Below are 19,217 nucleotides of genomic sequence, written 5' to 3' on the forward strand. Positions count from 1 at the left end.
CCTGGTGCGTTCGTCAGCGCTGGAGCGGGACGCCGTTGTCGGTGGCGAGACGGCGGAGGTCCTCGATCTCGGCGGTGAGCGTGTCGGCGAGGTAGTCGTCGCCAGTGGACCTGGCCTCCTGCAGGTTCCTGTAGGCCTGGTCGAGGCGGTGTTCGATCGTGGTCGTGAACTCGCCCATCTCACCTTCTTTCTCATGGGGGTGAAGTGCGGTCGAAAAAGGGACTGGGTCGGTCTGTACCCATGCGGAGGGTTTTCCTAAACCTGGGAGAAACCTGTGTGTGTCGGATGCCACAGCGGTGTGCCTATCGTGGGCAGCAGCACCACCTCCCGGGGCCTTACCGCCGGCTTACGGGGGGTGGGGTGACAATGAGGAGCCGTTCCAGCGGCTGTCCGGCGGATTTCACGGGAGGTGCCAGAGACCGTGCGGGTGCTTGTGGTTGAGGATGAGCGGGTGCTCGCGGATGCGATCGCGACCGGGCTCCGGCGTGAGGCCATGGCCGTGGACGTCGCCTACGACGGCGCCGGCGCGCTGGAACGGACCAGCTACATCGACTACGACGTGATCGTCCTGGACCGGGACCTGCCCAAGGTCCACGGGGACGAGGTCTGCCGCCGCCTGGTGGCCGAGCGCAGCGCGTCCCGGATCCTGATGCTGACCGCCTCCGGCGATGTCGACGACAAGGTGGAGGGCCTGGGGCTGGGGGCCGACGACTACCTGGCCAAGCCCTTCGTGTTCATCGAGCTCGTCGCCCGGGTCAGGGCGCTCGGGCGCCGCTCGGCCCCGGCGCTCCCGCCGGTGCTGGAGCGCTCGGGGGTCCGTCTGGACCCGGGCAAGCGGCTGGTGACCAGGAACGGCGAGGAGGTCACGCTCACCAAGAAGGAGTTCGCGGTCCTGGAGGAGCTGATGCGCGCAGAGGGCGCGGTCGTCAGCCAGGAGGACCTGCTGGACAAGGCCTGGGACGAGAACATCGACCCGTTCACCAACGTGGTGCGGGTGACGATGATGACCCTGCGGAAGAAGCTGGGCGAGCCGCAGGTGATCGAGACGGTGCCCGGGGTCGGATACAAGCTGTGAGCGGCCGGGAGCGCGAGTACGGCGTGCGGCCGGAGCCCGCGAGGAGGACTCCGTGAGCGGCGGGCCGGAGGAGCGGCCGACGTTTGTCCCCCCGGACGAGGACCGGCACTCGGCGCCGACCCACCCGATGATCAGCCCGCACTCCGGCCGCGGGGAGCGCGGGCCGCACCCGGCGGCGGGGGAGAGCGGGCGGGAGACCACGGGGCCGGGTGCGGCGGTGCCGGGCGCGGGCGCACCGGGAGAGGGCGCGCCGGAAGCCGGGGTGCCCGGCGGCGCGGGGAAGAACGCCGTACGGCACCCGCCGCCGAGCGGCCCGCCGGTGTGGGACGGGCCGCCCCCGGTGGGCGCCGCCCCGCTGCGGCCGTCCCTCCTCGACCAGGTGAAGAGGGTCACCGACCGGGTCAGCATCCGCTGGCGGCTGACGCTCACCTACGCGGCCCTGTTCTTCGTGGCGGGCGCGCTGCTGCTGTTCCTGATGTACGTGATGGTCGCCTGGGCCATCGACGACGCGTGGCCGTCGTTCCCGTTCAACCTGGACAACGTCTCCCCCGAGACCGCGGAGGAACTGCAGCAGGGCTGGTACTACTACCAGCAGGTCGCCATCCACAAGGCGCGCAGCTCCATGCTCACGCGTTCCTTCCTGGCGCTGCTGGGCGTCGGCATCATCGCGGTCATCATCGGCTACGTCGTCGCCGACCGCGCGCTCAAGCCGGTCCAGCAGATGACCGCCACCGCCCGCAAACTCTCGGACTCGACTCTCGCCCACGAGCGCATCGACCTCAAGGGCCCCGACGACGAGCTCAAGGAGCTGGCCGACACCTTCGACGCCATGCTCACCCGGCTCAACATCGCCTTCGACACGCAGCGCAGGTTCGTGGCCAACGCCTCGCACGAGCTGCGCACCCCGCTGACGATCAACCGGACGGTCCTGGAGATCGCCCTGGGCGACCCCGAGGCCTCGGAGGACCTCAAGGCGCTGGGCCGTACGCTCCTGGAGGTCAACGCCCGCAACGAGCGGCTCATCGAGGGCCTGCTCCTGCTGGCCCGCAGCGAGCGCGAGCTGAGCGTGCGCAAGCCGATGGACGTGAAGGACGTGGCCGAGACCGCCGTCGAGCAGCTTCTGCCGCGCGCGGAGGAGGCGGGCGTCACGGTCGCCGCCGAGCTCCAGAGCGCCGGGACCGTGGGCGACCCGGTCCTCCTGGAGCGGTGCGTGTCCAATCTCGTCGAGAACGGGATCAAGCACAACCTTCCCGAATCGGGACGTGTATGGGTTCGGACGGGAATGGTGGAGGGTGCCTTGGTTGTTCAGGTGGCCAACACCGGGCCGCACGTGCCCGCGTACGAGGTGAACAGCCTGTTCGAGCCGTTCCGGCGGCTCAACGCCGACCGGGTCGATTCGGCCAAGGGGGCGGGTCTCGGGTTGTCCATCGTCCGCGCGGTCGTGCGCGCTCACGGCGGCAACGTGACCGCCGTTCCCAGAGACGGGGGCGGTCTCGTGGTCACCGTGAGACTTCAGCCGCGTTGATCCGGCGGGGAGCGTCTCGTTCCCGCCGTACATGTGGTTGGATGTGCCGTCGAACACGGTGGTGCATGCCGTCAATGCTGTGTGTTTCGCCATATTTGGCTAACCACGCCTGTTGGCGGCAGGTCCCTCACGTGTAGGGAGGTTCAGCGTCCGTCCCGGCGGGGTACCGAAGCAGGAATCTCTCTGCCGGATCGGGCACAAGACGGGCCTCTCGTACGTTACAACGCGCGAGCGAGCGCAGACAGATAGATGAGGGGGATGGAGCAGACCGATGGCTACCGACTACGACAGTCCGCGCAAGACTGACGACGACCTCAGCGAGGACAGTCTTCAGGAACTGCAGGCGCGCCGTACCGACAAGTCCTCGGGCAGCATCGACATCGACGAGACCGACCTCGCCGAGTCGCTCGAACTGCCGGGTGCGGACCTGTCGAACGAGGAGCTCTCGCTCCGGGTGATTCCTCGCCAGGCTGACGAGTTCACGTGTGCGCGCTGCTTCCTGGTGCACCACCGCAGCCAGCTCGCCGTCGAGAAGAACGGCCAGCAGATCTGCAGGGAGTGTGCGGCCTGACGACCGTTCCGACGGCCTGTCCGATGTGTGTCCCCCCATGGACGGGTAGGGCCGTAGGACAGCCTTGAGGAGGTTCCGCGACATGTCGTCTGAGAACAGTCAGACCGGTGCGGCGCCGGACGACTCCACGGCCGCGGAGTCGGCCGGCAGGCCGGGCGGCGACCTGGTCCGGGAAACGGACCAGGAGGTCGCCGAGCTTGTCGGCCGGCTCGCCGAATCCGGCGAGATGGACGGCGCCGAGCGGCGGCGGCTGCTCGGCCGCCTGACGAAGGCGCTGGCCACCGGGTCGAAGAAGGCCAAGGCGTCCGGCACCGGCCGGGGCCGCTGGCTCGCCGACGTCTTCATGGCCGTGGCGCCCCGCATCCCCATCCGCGACCTGGAGACGCTCTCCGCGCACCATCACGGGCTCATCGGTGAGGCGCTGGCCGACGACCTCGCCCGCACCGCGGCCAAGGCCACCATGGCGGTCGGCGCGATCGGAGGCGCCCTCGCGGCGGCCGAGTTCGCCGCCCCGCCCCTGCTGCTGTCCGCCCCCGCCCAGCTCGTGGCCGAGACCCTGGTGGTCGCCGCGATCGAGGTCAAACTCATCGCCGAGCTCCACGAGGTGTACGGCGTGCAGGTGCCCGGAACCGGGGCCCAGCGCGCCGTCGCCTTCGCCATGGCCTGGTCCAAGCAGCGCGGGGTGGACCCCGTGACCCCCGCCTCGGTCACCATCGCCCTCGGCACCGCCGCCAAGACCGCCCTGCGCAACAGGCTCATGCGCACGCTCGGGCGGCACCTCACCACGCTCGGCCCCTTCCTGACCGGAGCGGTGGCCGGTGGCGCCCTGAACCGCGCGGCCACCAGGAAACTCGCCGAGACGGTCCGTGTTGATCTCCGCAGACACCGGGCACTTCCCCCTGGAGCATCATAAAAAGGCTTTTTTCGGGTAGTTGACTAGGAAAGTCGACTCCCAGGAGGATTTCGTGCCGGGCTCCAGCTCGTTCCTGATCGTCGCCAACCGCCTGCCCGTCGACCGGGTCGGGGAGGACATGTGGCGGCGCAGCCCCGGCGGACTGGTCACCGCGATCGCTCCCGTCCTGCAGCGCCGGGAGGGTGCGTGGATCGGCTGGCACGGCGCCCCGGACGAACGGCTCGACCCCTTCGAGCACGACGGCATGCACCTGATCCCGGTGCCGCTCTCCGCCCAGGAGGTGGAGCTCTACTACGAGGGCTTCTCCAACGCCACCCTCTGGCCGCTCTACCACGACGTGGTCGCCACCCCCGTCTACTCCCGTGTCCTGTGGGACTCCTACCGCCTGGTCAACGAGCGCTTCGCCCACGCCGCCGCGGAGGCCGCCGCCCCCGGCGCGGTCGTGTGGGTGCAGGACTACCAGCTCCAACTGGTCCCCGCGATGCTCAGGAAGCTCCGCCCCGACCTGCGCATCGGGTTCTTCCTGCACATCCCGTTCCCCCCGGGCGAGCTGTTCCAGCAGCTGCCCTGGCGGAGGGAGATCCTGGAGGGCCTGCTCGGCGCCGACCTGGTCGGCTTCCAGCGCCCCGGCGGCGCGTCCAACTTCATCCGGCTCTGCCGCAAGACGCTCGGCCTGCAGTACCAGAAGCACGACCTCTACGTCGACGACCGGGTGGTGCGGGCCGAGTCGTTCCCCATCTCCGTGGACTTCAGCGAGCTCGACTCCCTGGTCCGCGAGCCGCACATCATCGCCAGGGCGGAGGAGATCCGCCGGGAGCTGGGAGATCCGGAGCAGGTGCTGCTCGGCGTGGACCGGCTCGACTACACCAAGGGCATCGGCCAGCGGCTGAAGGCCTTCGGCGAACTGCTCGCCGAGGGGTCGATCAAGCCGGGGGAGGCGGCCTTCGTGCAGATCGCCACGCCCAGCCGGGAGCGGGTCGAGGAGTACATGCGGCTGCGCGACTCGATCGAGCTGCAGGTCGGCCGGATCAACGGCGAGCAGGGCGAGCTCGGCTCGCAGCCGGTGCAGTACATGCACCAGTCCTACGGCCGCGACGAGCTGGCCGCGCTCTACCTCGCGGCGGACGTGATGGTGGTGACGCCGCTGCGGGACGGGATGAACCTGGTGGCCAAGGAGTACATCTCCTGCCGCCACGACCTGCGCGGCGCGCTGGTGCTCAGCGAGTTCGCCGGGGCGGCCGACGAGCTGAAGCAGGCCTTCATGGTCAACCCCTACGACATCGACGGGCTCAAGCGGACGATGCTGGCCGCGATGCGGGCCACGCCGCACGACCTGTCCCGGCGGATGCGCTCGCTGCGCCGCCGGGTGGCCACCTACGACGTGGACCACTGGGCCAAGAGCTTCCTGGAGTCCCTGGAGTCCTGACCCGCCGGGCGCGGCCCGTCTCCGAAGCGGAGGCACGGCCCGGCGGGGCCGTGCCTCCGCCGGGCCGCACGCCGGGAAGAGGTCAGGAAGCGATCTCCCTGGCCGTCTCCTTCATCGCCCTCCACGCGTCGTAGCGCTTTCTGGCGGTGCGGGTCATCACGATCTGCGCCACCTGCATGCCCACGCCCATCACCACGGCGTAGCCGATCGCCTCGGCGAGACCGACCTCCAGCGAGTCGCTGTCGGCCGGGGGCTTCTTGCCGGTCGCCTTCTCCCAGGCGAGTCCCAGCACCTTCTTGGCGGCCCAGGCCGTGGCGAGGCCCACCACGCCGCCGATGGCCCGCCAGGCCATGTCCTGCTTCTCCTTCTCGGAAGCCACGGGTGTTCCTCCCTCGACGATTCCCCTCAGGTAACGAACACTAGTCTGCTTCGGCGGTGGATCATGTGAAGGCATACCATACGGTGGCATGACGAATCAGCGACCGCGCCATGCGCCCATGCCCGAGAAACCGACTCTCGACGGCCTGGAAGCTGTATGGGTAGGCCGCTGGGAGGCCGAGGGCGTCTACCGCTTCGACCGCTCGCGCACGCGGGAGGAGATCTACTCGATCGACACCCCGCCGCCGACGGTCTCCGGTTCCCTCCACGTCGGCCACGTCTTCTCCTACACGCACACCGACACGATCGCCCGATTCCAGCGGATGCGCGGTCGCGAGGTCTTCTACCCCATGGGGTGGGACGACAACGGCCTGCCCACCGAGCGCCGGGTGCAGAACCACTTCGGCGTGCGCTGCGACCCCTCCGTCCCCTACGATCCGGAATTCGACCCGCTCGCACAGCGTCCCCATGGCCGTGGGGGCAAACCGCAGCAGATCCCGATCTCCCGGCGGAACTTCATCGAGCTGTGCGAGCGGCTCACCGCCGAGGACGAGAAGGCGTTCGAGGAGCTCTGGCGGCGGCTGGGGCTGTCGGTCGACTGGACCATGACCTACGCCACCATCGACGCCGGCGCGCGGGCGGCCTCCCAGCGGGCGTTCCTGCGCAACCTCGCCCGGGGTGAGGCGTACGTCGCCGAGGCGCCCACGCTCTGGGACGTCACCTTCCGCACCGCCGTCGCCCAGGCCGAGCTGGAGGACCGGGAGTGGCCCGGCGCGTTCCACCGGATCGCGTTCACGCGGCCGTCCGGGGAGCGGGTGTGGATCGAGACGACCCGGCCCGAGCTGGTCCCGGCCTGCGTCGCCCTGGTGGCCCATCCCGACGACGAGCGCTACCGGCCGCTGTTCGGCACCATGGTCCGCACCCCGCTGTTCGGCGTCGAGGTCCCGGTCCTCGCCCACCACCTGGCCGAGCCCGACAAGGGCTCGGGCATCGCGATGATCTGCACCTTCGGCGACGTCACCGACGTCGTCTGGTGGCGGGAGCTCGACCTGCCCACCCGGGCGGTGATCGGCTGGGACGGGCGGATGCTGCCCGAGCCCCCGGACGGCGTGCCCGCGGAGCCGTACGCCGAGCTGGCGGGCAAGACCGCGCACGGCGCCCGCGAGCGGATCGTGGAGCTGCTGCGCGCCTCCGGGGAGATGGACGGAGAGCCGCGGCAGGTCAGGCGGGCGGTGAAGTTCTACGAGAAGGGCGACAAGCCCCTGGAGATCGTCACCACCCGGCAGTGGTACATCCGCAACGGAGGCCGGGACCGGGAGCTGCGCGCGGCGCTGCTGGAGCGGGGCGCGGAGCTGTCGTGGCACCCGCCGCACATGAAGGTCCGCTACGACAACTGGGTGGAGGGCCTGGCGGGCGACTGGCTGATCTCCCGCCAGCGGTTCTTCGGCGTTCCCATCCCGGTCTGGTATCCGCTGGACGACGACGGGGAGCCCGACCGCTCCGCGCCGATCGTCCCGGAGGAGTCGGCGCTGCCGATGGACCCGTCCACCGACGTGCCGCCCGGCTACACCGAGGACCAGCGCGGCAAGCCCGGCGGGTTCGCCGGCGACCCCGACGTCATGGACACCTGGGCCACCTCCTCGCTCTCCCCGCAGATCGCCGGGGGGTGGGAGCGGGACGAGGACCTGTTCCGGCGCGTCTTCCCGATGGACCTGCGCCCGCAGGCCCACGAGATCATCAGGACCTGGCTGTTCTCGACCGTGGCCAGGGCGCACCTGGAGCACGGCGTGCTGCCCTGGCGCAACGCGGCCATCTCCGGATGGATCCTCGACCCCGACCGCAAGAAGATGTCCAAGTCCAAGGGCAACGTCGTCACGCCGATGGGCCTGCTGGAGGAGCACGGCTCCGACGCGATCCGCTACTGGGCGGCCAGCGGGCGCCCCGGCACCGACACGGCCTTCGACACCGGTCAGATCAAGATCGGCCGTCGCCTGGCGATCAAGATCCTGAACGCCTCGAAGTTCGTCCTCGGCTTCGGCGCGCCCGTGCCCGGGGACATCCTCGACGGCCCGGAGCCGCCCGCGGAGGTCACCGAGCCGCTCGACCTGTCGATGCTGGCCCGGCTGGCGGAGGTGGTCCGGGAGGCCACCGAGGCGTTCGAGGCCTACGACTACACCCGCGCGCTGGAGCGGACCGAGCGGTTCTTCTGGGAGTTCTGCGACGACTACCTGGAGCTGGTCAAGGCCAGGGCGTACGGCGGCTCCGGCGACACCGGCGCCCGCTCGGCCCACACCGCGCTGCGCGAGGCGCTGGACGTCATGCTCCGGCTCTTCGCCCCGTTCCTGCCGTTCGTCACCGAGGAGGTCTGGTCCTGGTGGCGCGAGGGCTCGATCCACCGCGCCGCCTGGCCCGCGCCGGACGGCCGGGGCGGCGACCCGGCGCTGCTGCCCGCCGTGGCGGAGGTCCTCGGCCGGATCCGCAGGGCCAAGTCCGACGCCAGGCTCTCGATGCGCGCCGAGGTCTCCCGGCTGACCGTCACCGGCGCCGGAGCCGGCCTCGTACGGCAGGCGCAGGACGACCTCTGCGGTGCCGGTGCCATCGAGGAGTTCGTCCTGGAACCGGGCGATGGGGACCTGACCGTGGAGGTCGTCCTCGCCTGATCCGCGGGGCCCGGGCGCCGCGGATCAGGCGGCCGGGTGCCCGGGACGCTACGGGGCCGGCCCCCTGACCGTCCCGGACCGCGTGGCGGGCGGGCCCGCGAACGCCGCCGCACTCACCGCGCGGCCCTCCGCGAACGGCACTCTGGCCTTTCCGGTCAGGCCGCCGCACCGGATGTGTGGCGTACGGTCGAGACGTCGAAGGTGAGGGAGGACAGAGGATGACGCCTGGGTGCGGCAACTGTGACTGCTACCTCGATGACCGGGTGATCTCCCGGCCGCCGGGAGAGCGCTGATCCGGACGCACGGGGAAGGACCGGCCCGCGCGGCCGGGTCTTCTCCCGGCCCGGGGGGCCTGGCCTCCCCCCGGTACGCCTGGGGCGATAACCACGCGCGTTCGCGGCCGGAGCGTGACAGTCTGGAGCGCGTGATCCCGGACAGGAAACCCCTCACGCAGTTGGTGCCGCGCACGTTGCTCCGCCTGGCCGCATGGAGCCTGTGCTTGATCATCATCGGCTGGGCGGTGTCCTACGTCGCGCAGGGCGTGGCGGCCCTGCGGATCGTGATGCTGCCGGTGGCCATCGCGTTCCTGCTCACCGCGCTGCTGTTCCCGCTCACCCGCCGGCTCCGGGCGGCGGGCATGCGGCCGATCTACGCGACCTGGGTCACGATGCTGATCGCGCTCGCGGTGCTGGGCGGCACCGGGTGGATCATCGGGGTCCGGGCCAACGACGAGTTCCCCCGCCTGGTCAGCCAGGTGCAGGAGACCGCCAGGCAGGTGCAGACCTGGCTGCAGACCGGCCCGCTGCACCTGCAGCCCACCCAGATCAACCAGTGGATCGACGACATCGCCGCGCAGGTCACCCAGCAGCAGACCGTGCTCACCGGCGCCACCGTGGCGCTGGAGGTGCTCGCCTCGATCGTCCTGCTGCTGTTCGTGACGTTCTTCCTGCTCAAGGACGGCGACCGGATCTGGTCCTGGTTCCTCAAGGCGTTCGGCTCGGCCACGCCCCGGGTCGACCGGGCCGGGCGGGCCGCCTGGGTGACGCTCTCGCACTACGTGCAGGGCACCGTCGCGGTGGCGGCGGTGCACGGCGTCATCATGGGCATCGTGCTCGCAGGGATGGGAGTGCCGCTCTGGGCGCCCCTCGCGGTGCTGATCTTCCTGGCGAGCTTCATCCCGATCGTCGGGATCTTCTTCGCCGGGGCCGTCGCCACGCTGGTCACCCTCGGCGCCCAGGGCCCGATCTACGCGCTGATCTTCGTGGGCATCCTGATGGTCGAGCAGCAGCTGGAGAACCACGTGCTGCAGCCGCTGATCGTCGGCCGGGCGCTGAGCTTCCACCCCCTGGCGATCATCCTGGTGCTGGCCGGGGGCGGCATCGTGGCGGGCATCGCGGGGGCCGCCGTGGCGGTCCCGATCGCGGCGGTCATCTACCGGGCGCTGCCCGAGCTCATGAGCGACCCGCCGGTCGCCCTCCCGCCGGGGACGGGGCCGCTGCTGGAAGGGGACGTCGGCCCGCAGCCGGTGACCCCCGCACCGCCGACGGACCTCGCGCCGGAGGCGGAGGCCGGGGCGCCGCCTCCGGGCTCCGGCACGGCGGCGTCCCGGCCTCCCGGCACACCGGATCCGGAAGACCCCGGTACGGCGGCGCAGGATCCCGCCACGCCGCCCCAGAGGCCCGGGCCCCGGTGAGTGAGGAATCGTCCCAGCCCAGCGGGTAACGTTCTCCCACGTGACCCGTTCCACCATCACCACACCCCCGGCCGGGGCGACGCTCCCGGAGCCGCTTCCCGGCGCGCCCGCTCCCGGCACCCCGCTCGGCTCGCACTACAGCCGCTGCTTCGGCTGCGGCGATCAGCACCCGACCGGTCTGCACCTGGTCGCCACCACCCCTGACGGAGTCTCGGTGGCCGCCGAGTTCGTCGTGGGGGAGGCGCATCAGGGCGCGCCGGGCCTCGCGCACGGCGGCGTGCTGGCCGCGGCGATGGACGAGGTCATCGGCATGTCCGTCTGGCTGTTCCAGCGCCCCTACGTCACGGGGCGGCTGGAGACCGACTACCTGGCGCCGGTTCCGGTGGGCACCACCCTTCACCTGCGCGCCTGGTGCACCGGGATGTCGGGCCGGAAGGCATATCTTGAGGCAGAGGGACGCATCGGCGCTCCGGACGGCCCGGTCGCCGTGCGGGCCGCCGCGCTCTTCATCGAGGTGGGCATGGAGCACTTCGCCAAGCACGGTGACGCCCAGGCCATCCTCGAGGAGCATCATGACTACGAGGTGAACCCGTGACCCGCAGTGTCGAGGTGCTGATCCACCGGCTCGACGCCGGGCTGCCCCTGCCGTCCTACGCGCACCCGGGCGACGCGGGAGCCGACCTGTACGCCGCCGAGGACGTCGAGTTGCCGCCCGGAGAGCGGGCGGTCGTGGGCACCGGGGTGGCCGTCGCCCTGCCCGACGGATACGCCGCCTTCGTCCACCCGCGCTCCGGGTTGGCCGCCAAGCACGGCGTGACCCTCGTGAACGCCCCCGGCACCGTCGACGCCGGTTACCGGGGGGAGATCCGGGTGACCCTGATAAACACCGACACCAAGGACGCGGTACGGCTGCGCAGAGGCGACCGCATCGCGCAGCTGGTGATCCAGAAGGTGGAGCGGGCCGCGTTCCACGAAGTGGACAGGCTGCCCGGATCGGCGCGCGGCGCCGGCGGGTTCGGGTCCACGGGCCGTTGATCCGCCAGTGATCTGCGGGCCCGCGGGCCGCCAGTGAATCGTCAAGGAGTGTGAGGAAGATGTTCGGACGTCGCCGTGGCAAGGAGACCCCGGCTCCCGCGGAGGAGGTGAAGCGGGCGGAGGAGGTTCCCGCGCGCGAATCCGGTCCGTGGGACGCCGCCGAGCCGCATCCCGAGCGGGAACGGGTCGACCTCGGCGGGTTGCGCCTGCCGGTCGATGCCGGGTTCGAGGTGCAGCTCACCCTGGACGGCGAGCGCATCGCGGGCGCGGTCGTCCTGTTCAAGGAGAGCGCCCTGCAGGTTCAGGCGTTCGCCGCCCCCAAGAAGACCGGCATCTGGGACGAGGTCCGCGGCGAGCTCGCCGCGGCGGTGAAGAACGCCGGCGGCACCGCGGAGGAGCGCCAGGGGCCGTTCGGCACCGAGCTGGCCGCGCAGGTCCCGGACAAGGGGCTCACGCAGCCGGTCCGCTACCTCGGAGTCGACGGGCCGCGCTGGTTCCTGCGGGCGGCGATCAGCGGCCGGGCCGCGCTCGACGCCGGGATCGCCGAGACCCTGGAGAACGTCGTCAGGGACATCGTGGTGGTCCGGGGAGAGGGGCCGATGGCCCCGCACGAGCTGATCGAGCTTCGCCTGCCGCCCGAGGCCAGGCAGGCGGTGGACGGCCGGGCAGCCGGACGCAGCGCGGCCGATCTCAACCCCTTCGAGCGCGGGCCGGAGATCGCCGAGCTCCGCTGACGTGCCGGATCGCGTACGCTGATTCGACACGTTCGTGAAGGAGAGGTCGTGAGTTCGCAGGAACCGCATAGAAAGCGCGGGTTGCGAGGATTCTTCCAGCGACTGGCGACGAGCCAGGCCGAGCTGGAGGCCGACGAACTGCAGCAGGACCTCGACCGGCACGGCGCCACGCCCATCGCCTCATGCGGTGGGCGTCGCCGCTTCTGCGTCACCGGTACACTGCGGACGGTGACCCTGCGACCTCGTGGCGGTGCACCGGCGCTCGAAGCGGAGCTCTACGACGGCTCGGACGTCATCGACCTGATCTGGCTGGGCCGCCGGAGGATCGTCGGCATCGAGCCGGGGCGGATGGTGCTGGCCGAGGGCCTCGTCAGCATGCAGGATGGCCGCAAGGTGATGTTCAACCCCCGATACGAGCTGCGCCCGGCCAACGGGACGTGAGCGAGAAGACGAGCCCGGAAACCGGTGACTGGATGACGATGAGCGAGAAGACGACCGCCACCGAGCAGGCCGTTGCGCACGACACGGTGGAGGCCGCGATCCGGGCCCAGCTCGCCAAGGCGTTCGGCGGGATCCGGGGCGTCATCGAGGCGGCCGTTCCGACGGCCGTCTTCACCCTGATGTGGGTCACCACGCAGGAACTCCACCGCTCGCTGCTGATCAGCGCCTCGACGGCGGTGGTCCTGCTGCTGGCCCGGCTGGTCCAGCGCTCGACGCCGCAGTATGTGATCAACAGCCTGATCGGCATCGGCATCGGCTGGTTCTTCGCCTCCCGCACCGGTGAGGCCAAGGACGTCTACCTGCCCGGCATCCTCTACAACGCGGCCTACTCCGTGGCCATGCTGGTCTCGATCGTCGCCCGCTGGCCGGTGGTCGGCTTCCTGATCGGCTCGGTCACCGGCGATCCCACGGCCTGGCGCAACGACCCGGCCGTGGTGAGGCTCTGCTCCCGGCTCACCTGGCTGCTGATGATCCCCTGCGTGGTCCGGGTGGCCGTGCAGGCGCCCGTCTACCTGATCGGCGGGAACGGCGCGGTGGCCCAGCTCGGCATCCTCAAGATCGTCATGGGGTGGCCGCTGCAGATCGCGGCCCTCGGCGCCATGGTGTGGGTGCTCACCCGCGGGCGCACCCCGGTCCGGCCCGCGTCCTCCTGACCCCGGTCTCCGGATCGGTCCGGAGGCCTCCCGGATCCCGCGCAGGGGCCCGCCCGCGATATGCCGCAGGCGGGCCCCGGCGCTTTCTAGTGCGGGGACAGGAGCTGGGCGAGCTCGTCCTCGACTTCCTGGCTGGCCACGAACATCAGCTCGTCGCCCGCCTCCAGGGGGTCGTCGGCGGTGGGGACCAGCACCCGGCCCTCGCGCAGGATCGCGACCAGCGCGGTGTCGGTCGGCCACGGCACCGAGCCGGCGCGCTGACCGACCACCGGCGCGTTCTCCGGAAGGGTGAGCTCGACCAGGTTGGCCTGGCCCTGGCGGAAGGTCATCAGGCGGACCAGGTCGCCGACGCTCACCGCCTCCTCGACCAGCGCGCTCAGCAGGCGCGGGGTGGAGACGGCGACGTCCACGCCCCACGACTCGTTGAACAGCCACTCGTTCTTGGGGTGGTTGATCCGGGCGACCACGCGCGGCACGCCGTACTCGGTCTTGGCCAGGAGCGAGACCACGAGGTTGACCTTGTCGTCGCCGCTGGCGGCGACGACCACGTGGCAGTCGGCCAGTCCCGCCTCGTCCAGCGAGGAGATCTCGCAGGCGTCGGCGAGCAGCCACTCCGCCCGGGGCACCGAATCGATCTTGATGGCCTTGGGGTCGGCGTCGATCAGCAGGACCTCGTGGCCGTTCTCCAGGAGCTCGGCGGCGATGGACCTGCCGACCGCGCCCGCGCCCGCGATGGTGACGCGCATCAGTGCTCCTCCTCCGGCGCTCCGGACAGCACCTTGCTGATGCGGTCCATGTCGTTCTCCGCCGCCATGACGTGCAGGATGTCGCCCTCCTGCACCATGGAGTCGTGCCGGGGCAGCAGGGTCTCGCCCATCCGGTTGACGAAGGCCAGCCGGGTCCCGGCCGCCTCCTCCAGGTCTCTGGTCCTGGTGCCGATCCAGCCGGGGTGGTAGACGACCTCGGCCAGGATGATGCAGCCGGTCGGGTCGCGCCAGAGTGGCTCGGCGCCCTCGGGCAGCACCCGCCGCAGGATCTGGTCGGCGGTCCAGCGGACCGTGGCCACGGTGGGGATGCCCAGGCGCTGGTAGACCTCGGCGCGCCGGGAGTCGTAGATGCGGGCCACCACGTTGTCGACGCCGAACGTCTCGCGGGCGACCCGGGCGGAGATGATGTTGGAGTTGTCGCCGCTGCTGACCGCCACGTAGGCGCCGGCGGACTCGATGCCGGCCTCTTCCAGGACGTCGCGGTCGAAGCCGATCCCGGTCACCCTGCGGCCACGGAACCCGGCCCGCAGGCGGCGGAACGCCTGCGGGTCCCGATCGATGATCGCGACCGAGTGGCCGCCATCCTCGAGGATGTGCGCCAGGGTCGAACCCACCCGGCCACACCCCATGATCACGATATGCATGCTCCCCCGCCGGTCGCGTCGAGGCGGATCTCGTTTCCTCCATGTACCCAGCCAGTATGGCCCGCCTCTGGAGCGTCGCGTCAGCGGGACGAGAGACGGGCCACTAGCATCGGCAGACGTGCCGAAAGCCACGGACGTTACCAAACGCCTGTTCATCGGGCGTGCGCTGCGGAGCACGCAGCTCCACGAGCAGTTCCTTCCCAAGCGGATCGCGCTGCCCGTCTTCGCCAGCGACGCGCTCTCCTCGGTGGCCTACGCTCCTCAGGAGATCCTCGTCATCCTCTCGCTGGCGGGTCTGTCGTTCTACAACTTCAGCCCCTGGGTCGCCGCCGCCGTCATCGTCGTCATGCTGACGGTCGTCGCGTCCTACCGGCAGAACGTGCACGCCTACGCCAGCGGCGGCGGCGACTACGAGGTGGCCACCGTCAACCTGGGACGCAACGCCGGTCTCACCGTGGCCAGCGCACTCATGGTCGACTACGTGCTCACCGTCGCCGTCTCGGTGGCCAACGGCGTCGACTACGTCGGCGCCACGATCCCGTTCGTCGCCGAGCACAAGCCCCTGGTCGCGATCGCCATCGTCGGCGTCCTGACGCTGGTGAACCTGCGCGGCGTCCGCGAGTCGGGCATGGCCTTCGCGATCCCCACCTACGCCTTCATGGCCGCGGTCCTCGGCATGATCGTCTACGGGTTCTTCCGGCTGTCCGTCCTGGGCGACGAGCTGCGCGCGCCCACCGCCGCCTACGAGATCGTCGCCGAGCAGACGAACCTGACCTCCTTCGCGGCCGTCTTCCTGGTCCTGCGCGCGTTCTCCTCCGGCTGCGCCGCGCTGACCGGCGTCGAGGCGATCAGCAACGGCGTGCCCGCCTTCCGCAAGCCCAAGAGCAAGAACGCGGCCAAGACGCTGCTGATGATGGGCCTGATCGCGGTGACGATGTTCGGCGGCATCATCACGCTGGGCCTGGCCTCCGGCGTCAAACTCGCCGAACCCGCCTACGCCGCCCGGGACGTGCTCATCAACGGCCATCCCGCGGGGATCGACTATCACCAGCAGCCGATCATCGCCCAGGTCGCGGAGGCCGTCTTCGGCAGCGGGTCGATCCTGTTCTACGCCGTCGCCGCGGTCACCGCGCTGATCCTGTTCCTGGCGGCCAACACCGCCTACAACGGTTTCCCCGTGCTCGGCTCGATCCTCGCCCAGGACCGGTTCCTTCCCCGGCAACTGCACACCCGGGGCGACCGGCTGGCCTTCTCCAACGGCATCGTCATCCTGGCGGCGGGGGCCTGCCTGCTGCTGTGGGGCTTCCAGGCCGACGTCAGCCGCCTGCTCAACCTCTACATCGTCGGCGTCTTCGTCTCGTTCACGCTCAGCCAGATCGGCATGGTCCGGCACTGGAGCCGGACCATGCGGGCCGAGACCGACTCCAGGATCCGGCTGGGGATGCAGCGCTCCCGGGCCATCAACTTCTTCGGCGGCGTCATGACCGGCCTGGTGCTGGTGGTCGTGCTGCTCACCAAGTTCACCCACGGCGCGTGGATCGTCTGCGTGGCCATGCCGCTGCTGTTCCTGATGATGAAGGGCATCCACCGCCACTACGAGAACATCGCCCGCGAGCTCTCCGTGGACGAGGACTCCCAGGTGGACGAGGCGACGCTGCCCGCGCGCAACCACGCCGTCGTCCTCGTGTCGAAGATCCACAAGCCGACGCTGCGTGCCCTCGCCTACGCTCGCGCCACCCGGCCGTCCACCCTGGAGGCGGTCACCGTGGGCGTGGAGGGCGCCGAGGCGCGGGCGCTGCAGGAGGAGTGGGAGCGGCGGGGCATCCCGGTGCCGCTGAAGACGCTCGACTCTCCCTACCGGGAGATCACCCGGCCGATCCTGGAGTACGTCAAGTCGCTGCGCCGCCGATCGCCGCGCGACGTGGTGAGCGTCTACATCCCCGAATACGTCGTCGGCCGCTGGTGGGAGCACATCCTGCACAACCAGAGCGCGCTGCGGCTGAAGGGCAGGCTGCTCTTCCAGCCGGGCGTGATGGTCATCAGCGTGCCGTGGCAGCTGCACTCCTCCGACCGGCTCAAGGGCCGTCCCGAGCCCTTCGCCCCCGGCTCGGTCCGCCGTTCCTGGCACGAGGACGCACGGCCCGGCGCGGCCCGTGAAGGCACGGCCCGTGACGGGGCGGCGCGAGACGGCGGCGGCAAGGCATAACCTTTCACAGACGACTCTGCGGAGGCAGGGAGGCACGACACGACGGGACACGGGGACGCATGGGGACGACGGCGATTGAACTGACGGTGGGACCGGTCGCGCACGGCGGCTGGTGCGTGGCCCGCCACGAGGGGCGGGTGGTGTTCGTACGGCACGCGCTCCCCGGCGAGCGCGTCCTCGCCGAGGTCACCGAGGAGACCACGCGTTTCCTGCGGGCCGACGCCGTGGAGATCCTCGACGCCTCTCCCGACCGGGTCCCTGCCCCCTGCCCCTTCGCCGGTCCCGGTCGCTGCGGCGGATGCGACTGGCAGCACGCCTCCCTGGAGGCGCAGCGGCGGCTGAAGACCGACGTGGTGGCCGAGCAACTGCGCCGCCTGGCCGGGATCGACTGGAAGGGCAGGGTCGAGGAGGTTCCGGGAGCCCCCGACGGCCTGGGCTGGCGCACCCGCGTGCAGTTCGCGGCCGACCGCGACGGCGTGCTGGGCCTGCGCCGCCACCGTTCCCACGACATCGAGCCGGTGGACGCCTGCCTGATCGCCCACCCCGAGGTGGAGAACGTCGGCGCCGAGGTCATGAACTGGCGCGGCGCCTCCACGGTCGAGGTCATCGCCTCCTCGGCCGGTGACCAGGCCGTCGTGGTGGCCCCCAAGCCCCGCCGTACGGTGGCCGTGCCCGACCTCGACGACGACGTGGCCGTCTTCGTCAACGAGGGCAGGGGACGCACCCGCACGGTTCACGGCCGCCACCACGTCACCGAGCGCGTCGGCGGCCGTGACTTCCAGGTCACCGGCAGCGGCTTCTGGCAGATCCACCCCGGCGCCGCCGCCACGCTGCTCGCCACGGTCATGGAGTTCGCCGACCCCAAGCCGGGGGAGTGGGCCCTGGACCTCTACTGCGGCGTCGGCCTGTTCGCGGCATCCCTGGCCGAGGCGGTCGGACCCGACGGAGCCGTGTTCGGCGTCGAGTCCGAGCCCGTCGCGATCCGTGACGCCGAGCGCAACCTCCGGGACCTGCCGCAGGCCCGGTTCGGCCGGGGGTTCGTGGAGAGCGCCCTGGACCGCTACGGGATCGAGCGCGCCGACCTGGTCGTCGTCGACCCGCCCCGCACGGGGCTCGGCCGCGAGGTCGCCGCGCGCATCGCCGACCTTCGGGCCTCCCGCATCGTCTACGTCTCCTGCGACCCCGCCACCCTGGCCCGCGACCTCGCCTGGCTCGGCGAGCGCGGCTATCGCCTGGCCGAGCTGCGGGCCTACGACGCCTTCCCGATGACCAGCCACGTGGAGAGCGTCGCCCTGCTGGTCCAGCAGTAGTCCGCCGGGCCCGCGCGTCCGGGGGGACGCTAGAGGGGAGGCGCCGACAGCAGCCGGACGACCTCGGGAGCCGGGGTGGCGCCTCGGGTGGAGAGCCAGGCCAGGTGGTTGCGGGCGGCGAAAGCGACGATCTTCCGCGCGTCGGCGGGGGAGAGGCTCTCCGGGTCGGTCAGGACGGAGGTCAGGGCGACCCGGCCCGGCGTCGTGGGCTCGCCCAGCGCCTCGGCTATCTGGGGCTGGGCGGCGCGGACGGCCGAGGCGACGGGACGCAGGTGGCTCTGACCGGCGGGCAAGTGCCGGATCGGGACGAGGAGGTTGACGACGGAGATCCGTACGCCCGCCTCCCGGGTGGTCCGGAGCATCATCCGGTCCCGCGGGGCCAGGCCCGTCTCGGTCGCCGGGAGGGTGAAGCCCACGGTGAGGGGGCGGCCGTTCTCCCGGGCCTCTTCCTGCAGGGCCGTGATCGCCTCCGCGCGACGCAGGACGGTCTCGTGGTCGCCCGAGTCCTGGACCTCGAAGTCGAGGTAGGCGGCGCCGAAATCGCTCGCGGCTTTCCGGTAGGCGGCGGCCAGGGCGTCGGGGACGGTGCAGGCGTCGGCGAGCTCCCGGCCGGCCGGGCCGCCGAAGACGAGGCCGGCGGCGCCGCCGGCCTCGCGCAGGCGGTCCAGCCGGCCGGGGACCGCGTCGCCGGCCTGGTCCCGCCGCCCGCCCCACCGCAGGGCGCAGTCGTCCCGCCCGGCGGTGAGGTGGCCCACGGCGAACCAGCGTGCGCCACCGTGCCGGGCGGTGCTCTCAGGCAGGTCGAAGAGCGGGGTGTGGACCGCGTCGAGGAACGTCATGAAGCCCGACGGGCCGCCGGTGACGCCGCCGTCGGGTGCGGGGACGTGCTCGGCGGCGGGCCGGGCCATGGGGGAGGCGGTCGCGGCCTCGAGGCGTGCGGCCCGGGCGGGCCCGGCCCACTCGTCGGTCTCGGCGGGCAGCAGCCAGACGGCGGCCCCGGTCGTGGCGGCGAGCGTGACGGCGGCGAGCGCGATGAGGGGACGCGGCGGGGTGCCCGGCTCGCGGGCGTGACGGGCGGCGGGGCGGCCTGTCGCCATGTGTCTCCACCCTCCCCACGACGCCGGCT

At 71.5% G+C, this 19,217-nt stretch carries 19 protein-coding genes; 14 read left to right on the plus strand and 5 right to left on the minus strand.

The window, feature by feature from the left end:
* Positions 1-13 precede the first annotated feature (13 nt).
* Positions 14-178, minus strand: a complete 165-nt coding sequence (locus tag HS041_RS23845) for a hypothetical protein (protein WP_176728563.1) — start codon at positions 176-178, stop codon at positions 14-16.
* Positions 179-421: 243 nt separating this feature from the next.
* Between HS041_RS23845 and HS041_RS23850 the strand changes: the two genes are divergently transcribed.
* The 5 genes from HS041_RS23850 to HS041_RS23870 all read left to right on the plus strand — a co-directional run bounded on the left by HS041_RS23850 (position 422) and on the right by HS041_RS23870 (position 5,510).
* On the plus strand, positions 422-1,075 hold the full coding sequence (locus tag HS041_RS23850; protein WP_196443030.1) for a response regulator transcription factor: 654 nt from the start codon (positions 422-424) through the stop codon (positions 1,073-1,075).
* A 52-nt stretch (positions 1,076-1,127) separates the two neighbouring features.
* Entirely contained in the window at positions 1,128-2,600 is a 1,473-nt protein-coding gene (locus HS041_RS23855) for a sensor histidine kinase (protein ID WP_307845437.1), read from the plus strand.
* Between the two features lie 271 nt (positions 2,601-2,871).
* Positions 2,872-3,171 carry a DUF4193 domain-containing protein gene (locus tag HS041_RS23860; protein WP_030914836.1) on the plus strand — a complete coding sequence of 100 codons (300 nt, stop codon included), beginning with the start codon at positions 2,872-2,874 and terminating at the stop codon, positions 3,169-3,171.
* Positions 3,172-3,253: 82 nt separating this feature from the next.
* Positions 3,254-4,084 (plus strand): hypothetical protein, encoded by an 831-nt coding sequence (locus HS041_RS23865; protein ID WP_196443031.1) that lies wholly within the window; start codon positions 3,254-3,256, stop codon positions 4,082-4,084.
* Positions 4,085-4,136: 52 nt separating this feature from the next.
* Positions 4,137-5,510: an alpha,alpha-trehalose-phosphate synthase (UDP-forming) gene (locus HS041_RS23870; protein WP_196443032.1), complete on the plus strand. Its 1,374-nt coding sequence runs from the start codon at positions 4,137-4,139 to the stop codon at positions 5,508-5,510.
* An 82-nt stretch (positions 5,511-5,592) separates the two neighbouring features.
* On the opposite strand, the gene HS041_RS23875 is transcribed toward HS041_RS23870, so the two are convergent.
* Positions 5,593-5,889: a DUF4235 domain-containing protein gene (locus tag HS041_RS23875; protein WP_196443033.1), complete on the minus strand. Its 297-nt coding sequence runs from the start codon at positions 5,887-5,889 to the stop codon at positions 5,593-5,595.
* A gap of 88 nt (positions 5,890-5,977) precedes the next feature.
* Between HS041_RS23875 and valS the strand changes: the two genes are divergently transcribed.
* The 7 genes from valS to HS041_RS23910 all read left to right on the plus strand — a co-directional run bounded on the left by valS (position 5,978) and on the right by HS041_RS23910 (position 13,164).
* On the plus strand, positions 5,978-8,548 hold the full coding sequence (valS, locus tag HS041_RS23880; RefSeq protein WP_196443034.1) for a valine--tRNA ligase: 2,571 nt from the start codon (positions 5,978-5,980) through the stop codon (positions 8,546-8,548).
* A gap of 424 nt (positions 8,549-8,972) precedes the next feature.
* Entirely contained in the window at positions 8,973-10,241 is a 1,269-nt protein-coding gene (locus tag HS041_RS23885) for an AI-2E family transporter (protein ID WP_307845438.1), read from the plus strand.
* A gap of 40 nt (positions 10,242-10,281) precedes the next feature.
* Positions 10,282-10,836, plus strand: a complete 555-nt coding sequence (locus HS041_RS23890) for a PaaI family thioesterase (RefSeq protein ID WP_196443035.1) — start codon at positions 10,282-10,284, stop codon at positions 10,834-10,836.
* Positions 10,833-11,276: a dUTP diphosphatase gene (gene dut, locus HS041_RS23895; RefSeq protein ID WP_196443036.1), complete on the plus strand. Its 444-nt coding sequence runs from the start codon at positions 10,833-10,835 to the stop codon at positions 11,274-11,276. The genes HS041_RS23890 and dut overlap by 4 nt, the downstream gene beginning before the upstream one ends.
* A 59-nt stretch (positions 11,277-11,335) precedes the next feature.
* A complete protein-coding gene (locus HS041_RS23900; RefSeq protein WP_196443037.1) occupies positions 11,336-12,010 on the plus strand; it encodes a DUF3710 domain-containing protein in 675 nt (224 codons plus the stop codon).
* A gap of 48 nt (positions 12,011-12,058) precedes the next feature.
* Entirely contained in the window at positions 12,059-12,451 is a 393-nt protein-coding gene (locus tag HS041_RS23905; protein ID WP_196443038.1) for an OB-fold nucleic acid binding domain-containing protein, read from the plus strand.
* 38 nt (positions 12,452-12,489) lie between these two features.
* Positions 12,490-13,164, plus strand: a complete 675-nt coding sequence (locus HS041_RS23910) for a DUF3159 domain-containing protein (protein WP_196443039.1) — start codon at positions 12,490-12,492, stop codon at positions 13,162-13,164.
* A gap of 86 nt (positions 13,165-13,250) precedes the next feature.
* Here the strand turns inward: HS041_RS23910 and HS041_RS23915 are convergent, their stop codons facing one another.
* Positions 13,251-13,910 (minus strand): potassium channel family protein, encoded by a 660-nt coding sequence (locus tag HS041_RS23915; RefSeq protein WP_196443040.1) that lies wholly within the window; start codon positions 13,908-13,910, stop codon positions 13,251-13,253.
* On the minus strand, positions 13,910-14,575 hold the full coding sequence (locus HS041_RS23920; protein ID WP_196443041.1) for a potassium channel family protein: 666 nt from the start codon (positions 14,573-14,575) through the stop codon (positions 13,910-13,912). The genes HS041_RS23915 and HS041_RS23920 overlap by 1 nt, the downstream gene beginning before the upstream one ends.
* A 118-nt stretch (positions 14,576-14,693) precedes the next feature.
* Here HS041_RS23920 and HS041_RS23925 point away from each other — a divergent pair, with 118 nt between their 5' ends.
* Positions 14,694-16,781 (plus strand): APC family permease, encoded by a 2,088-nt coding sequence (locus HS041_RS23925; RefSeq protein ID WP_196443042.1) that lies wholly within the window; start codon positions 14,694-14,696, stop codon positions 16,779-16,781.
* A gap of 59 nt (positions 16,782-16,840) precedes the next feature.
* Complete coding sequence (locus HS041_RS23930; RefSeq protein WP_196443043.1) at positions 16,841-18,091, plus strand: class I SAM-dependent RNA methyltransferase; 1,251 nt, start codon at positions 16,841-16,843, stop codon at positions 18,089-18,091.
* Between the two features lie 29 nt (positions 18,092-18,120).
* Here the strand turns inward: HS041_RS23930 and HS041_RS23935 are convergent, their stop codons facing one another.
* A complete protein-coding gene (locus HS041_RS23935) occupies positions 18,121-19,188 on the minus strand; it encodes a glycoside hydrolase family 18 protein (RefSeq protein WP_196443044.1) in 1,068 nt (355 codons plus the stop codon).
* Positions 19,189-19,217 lie beyond the last annotated feature (29 nt).

The sequence above is a fragment of the Planomonospora sp. ID67723 genome (assembly GCF_015711605.1).
GTDB lineage: Bacteria > Actinomycetota > Actinomycetes > Streptosporangiales > Streptosporangiaceae > Planomonospora_A.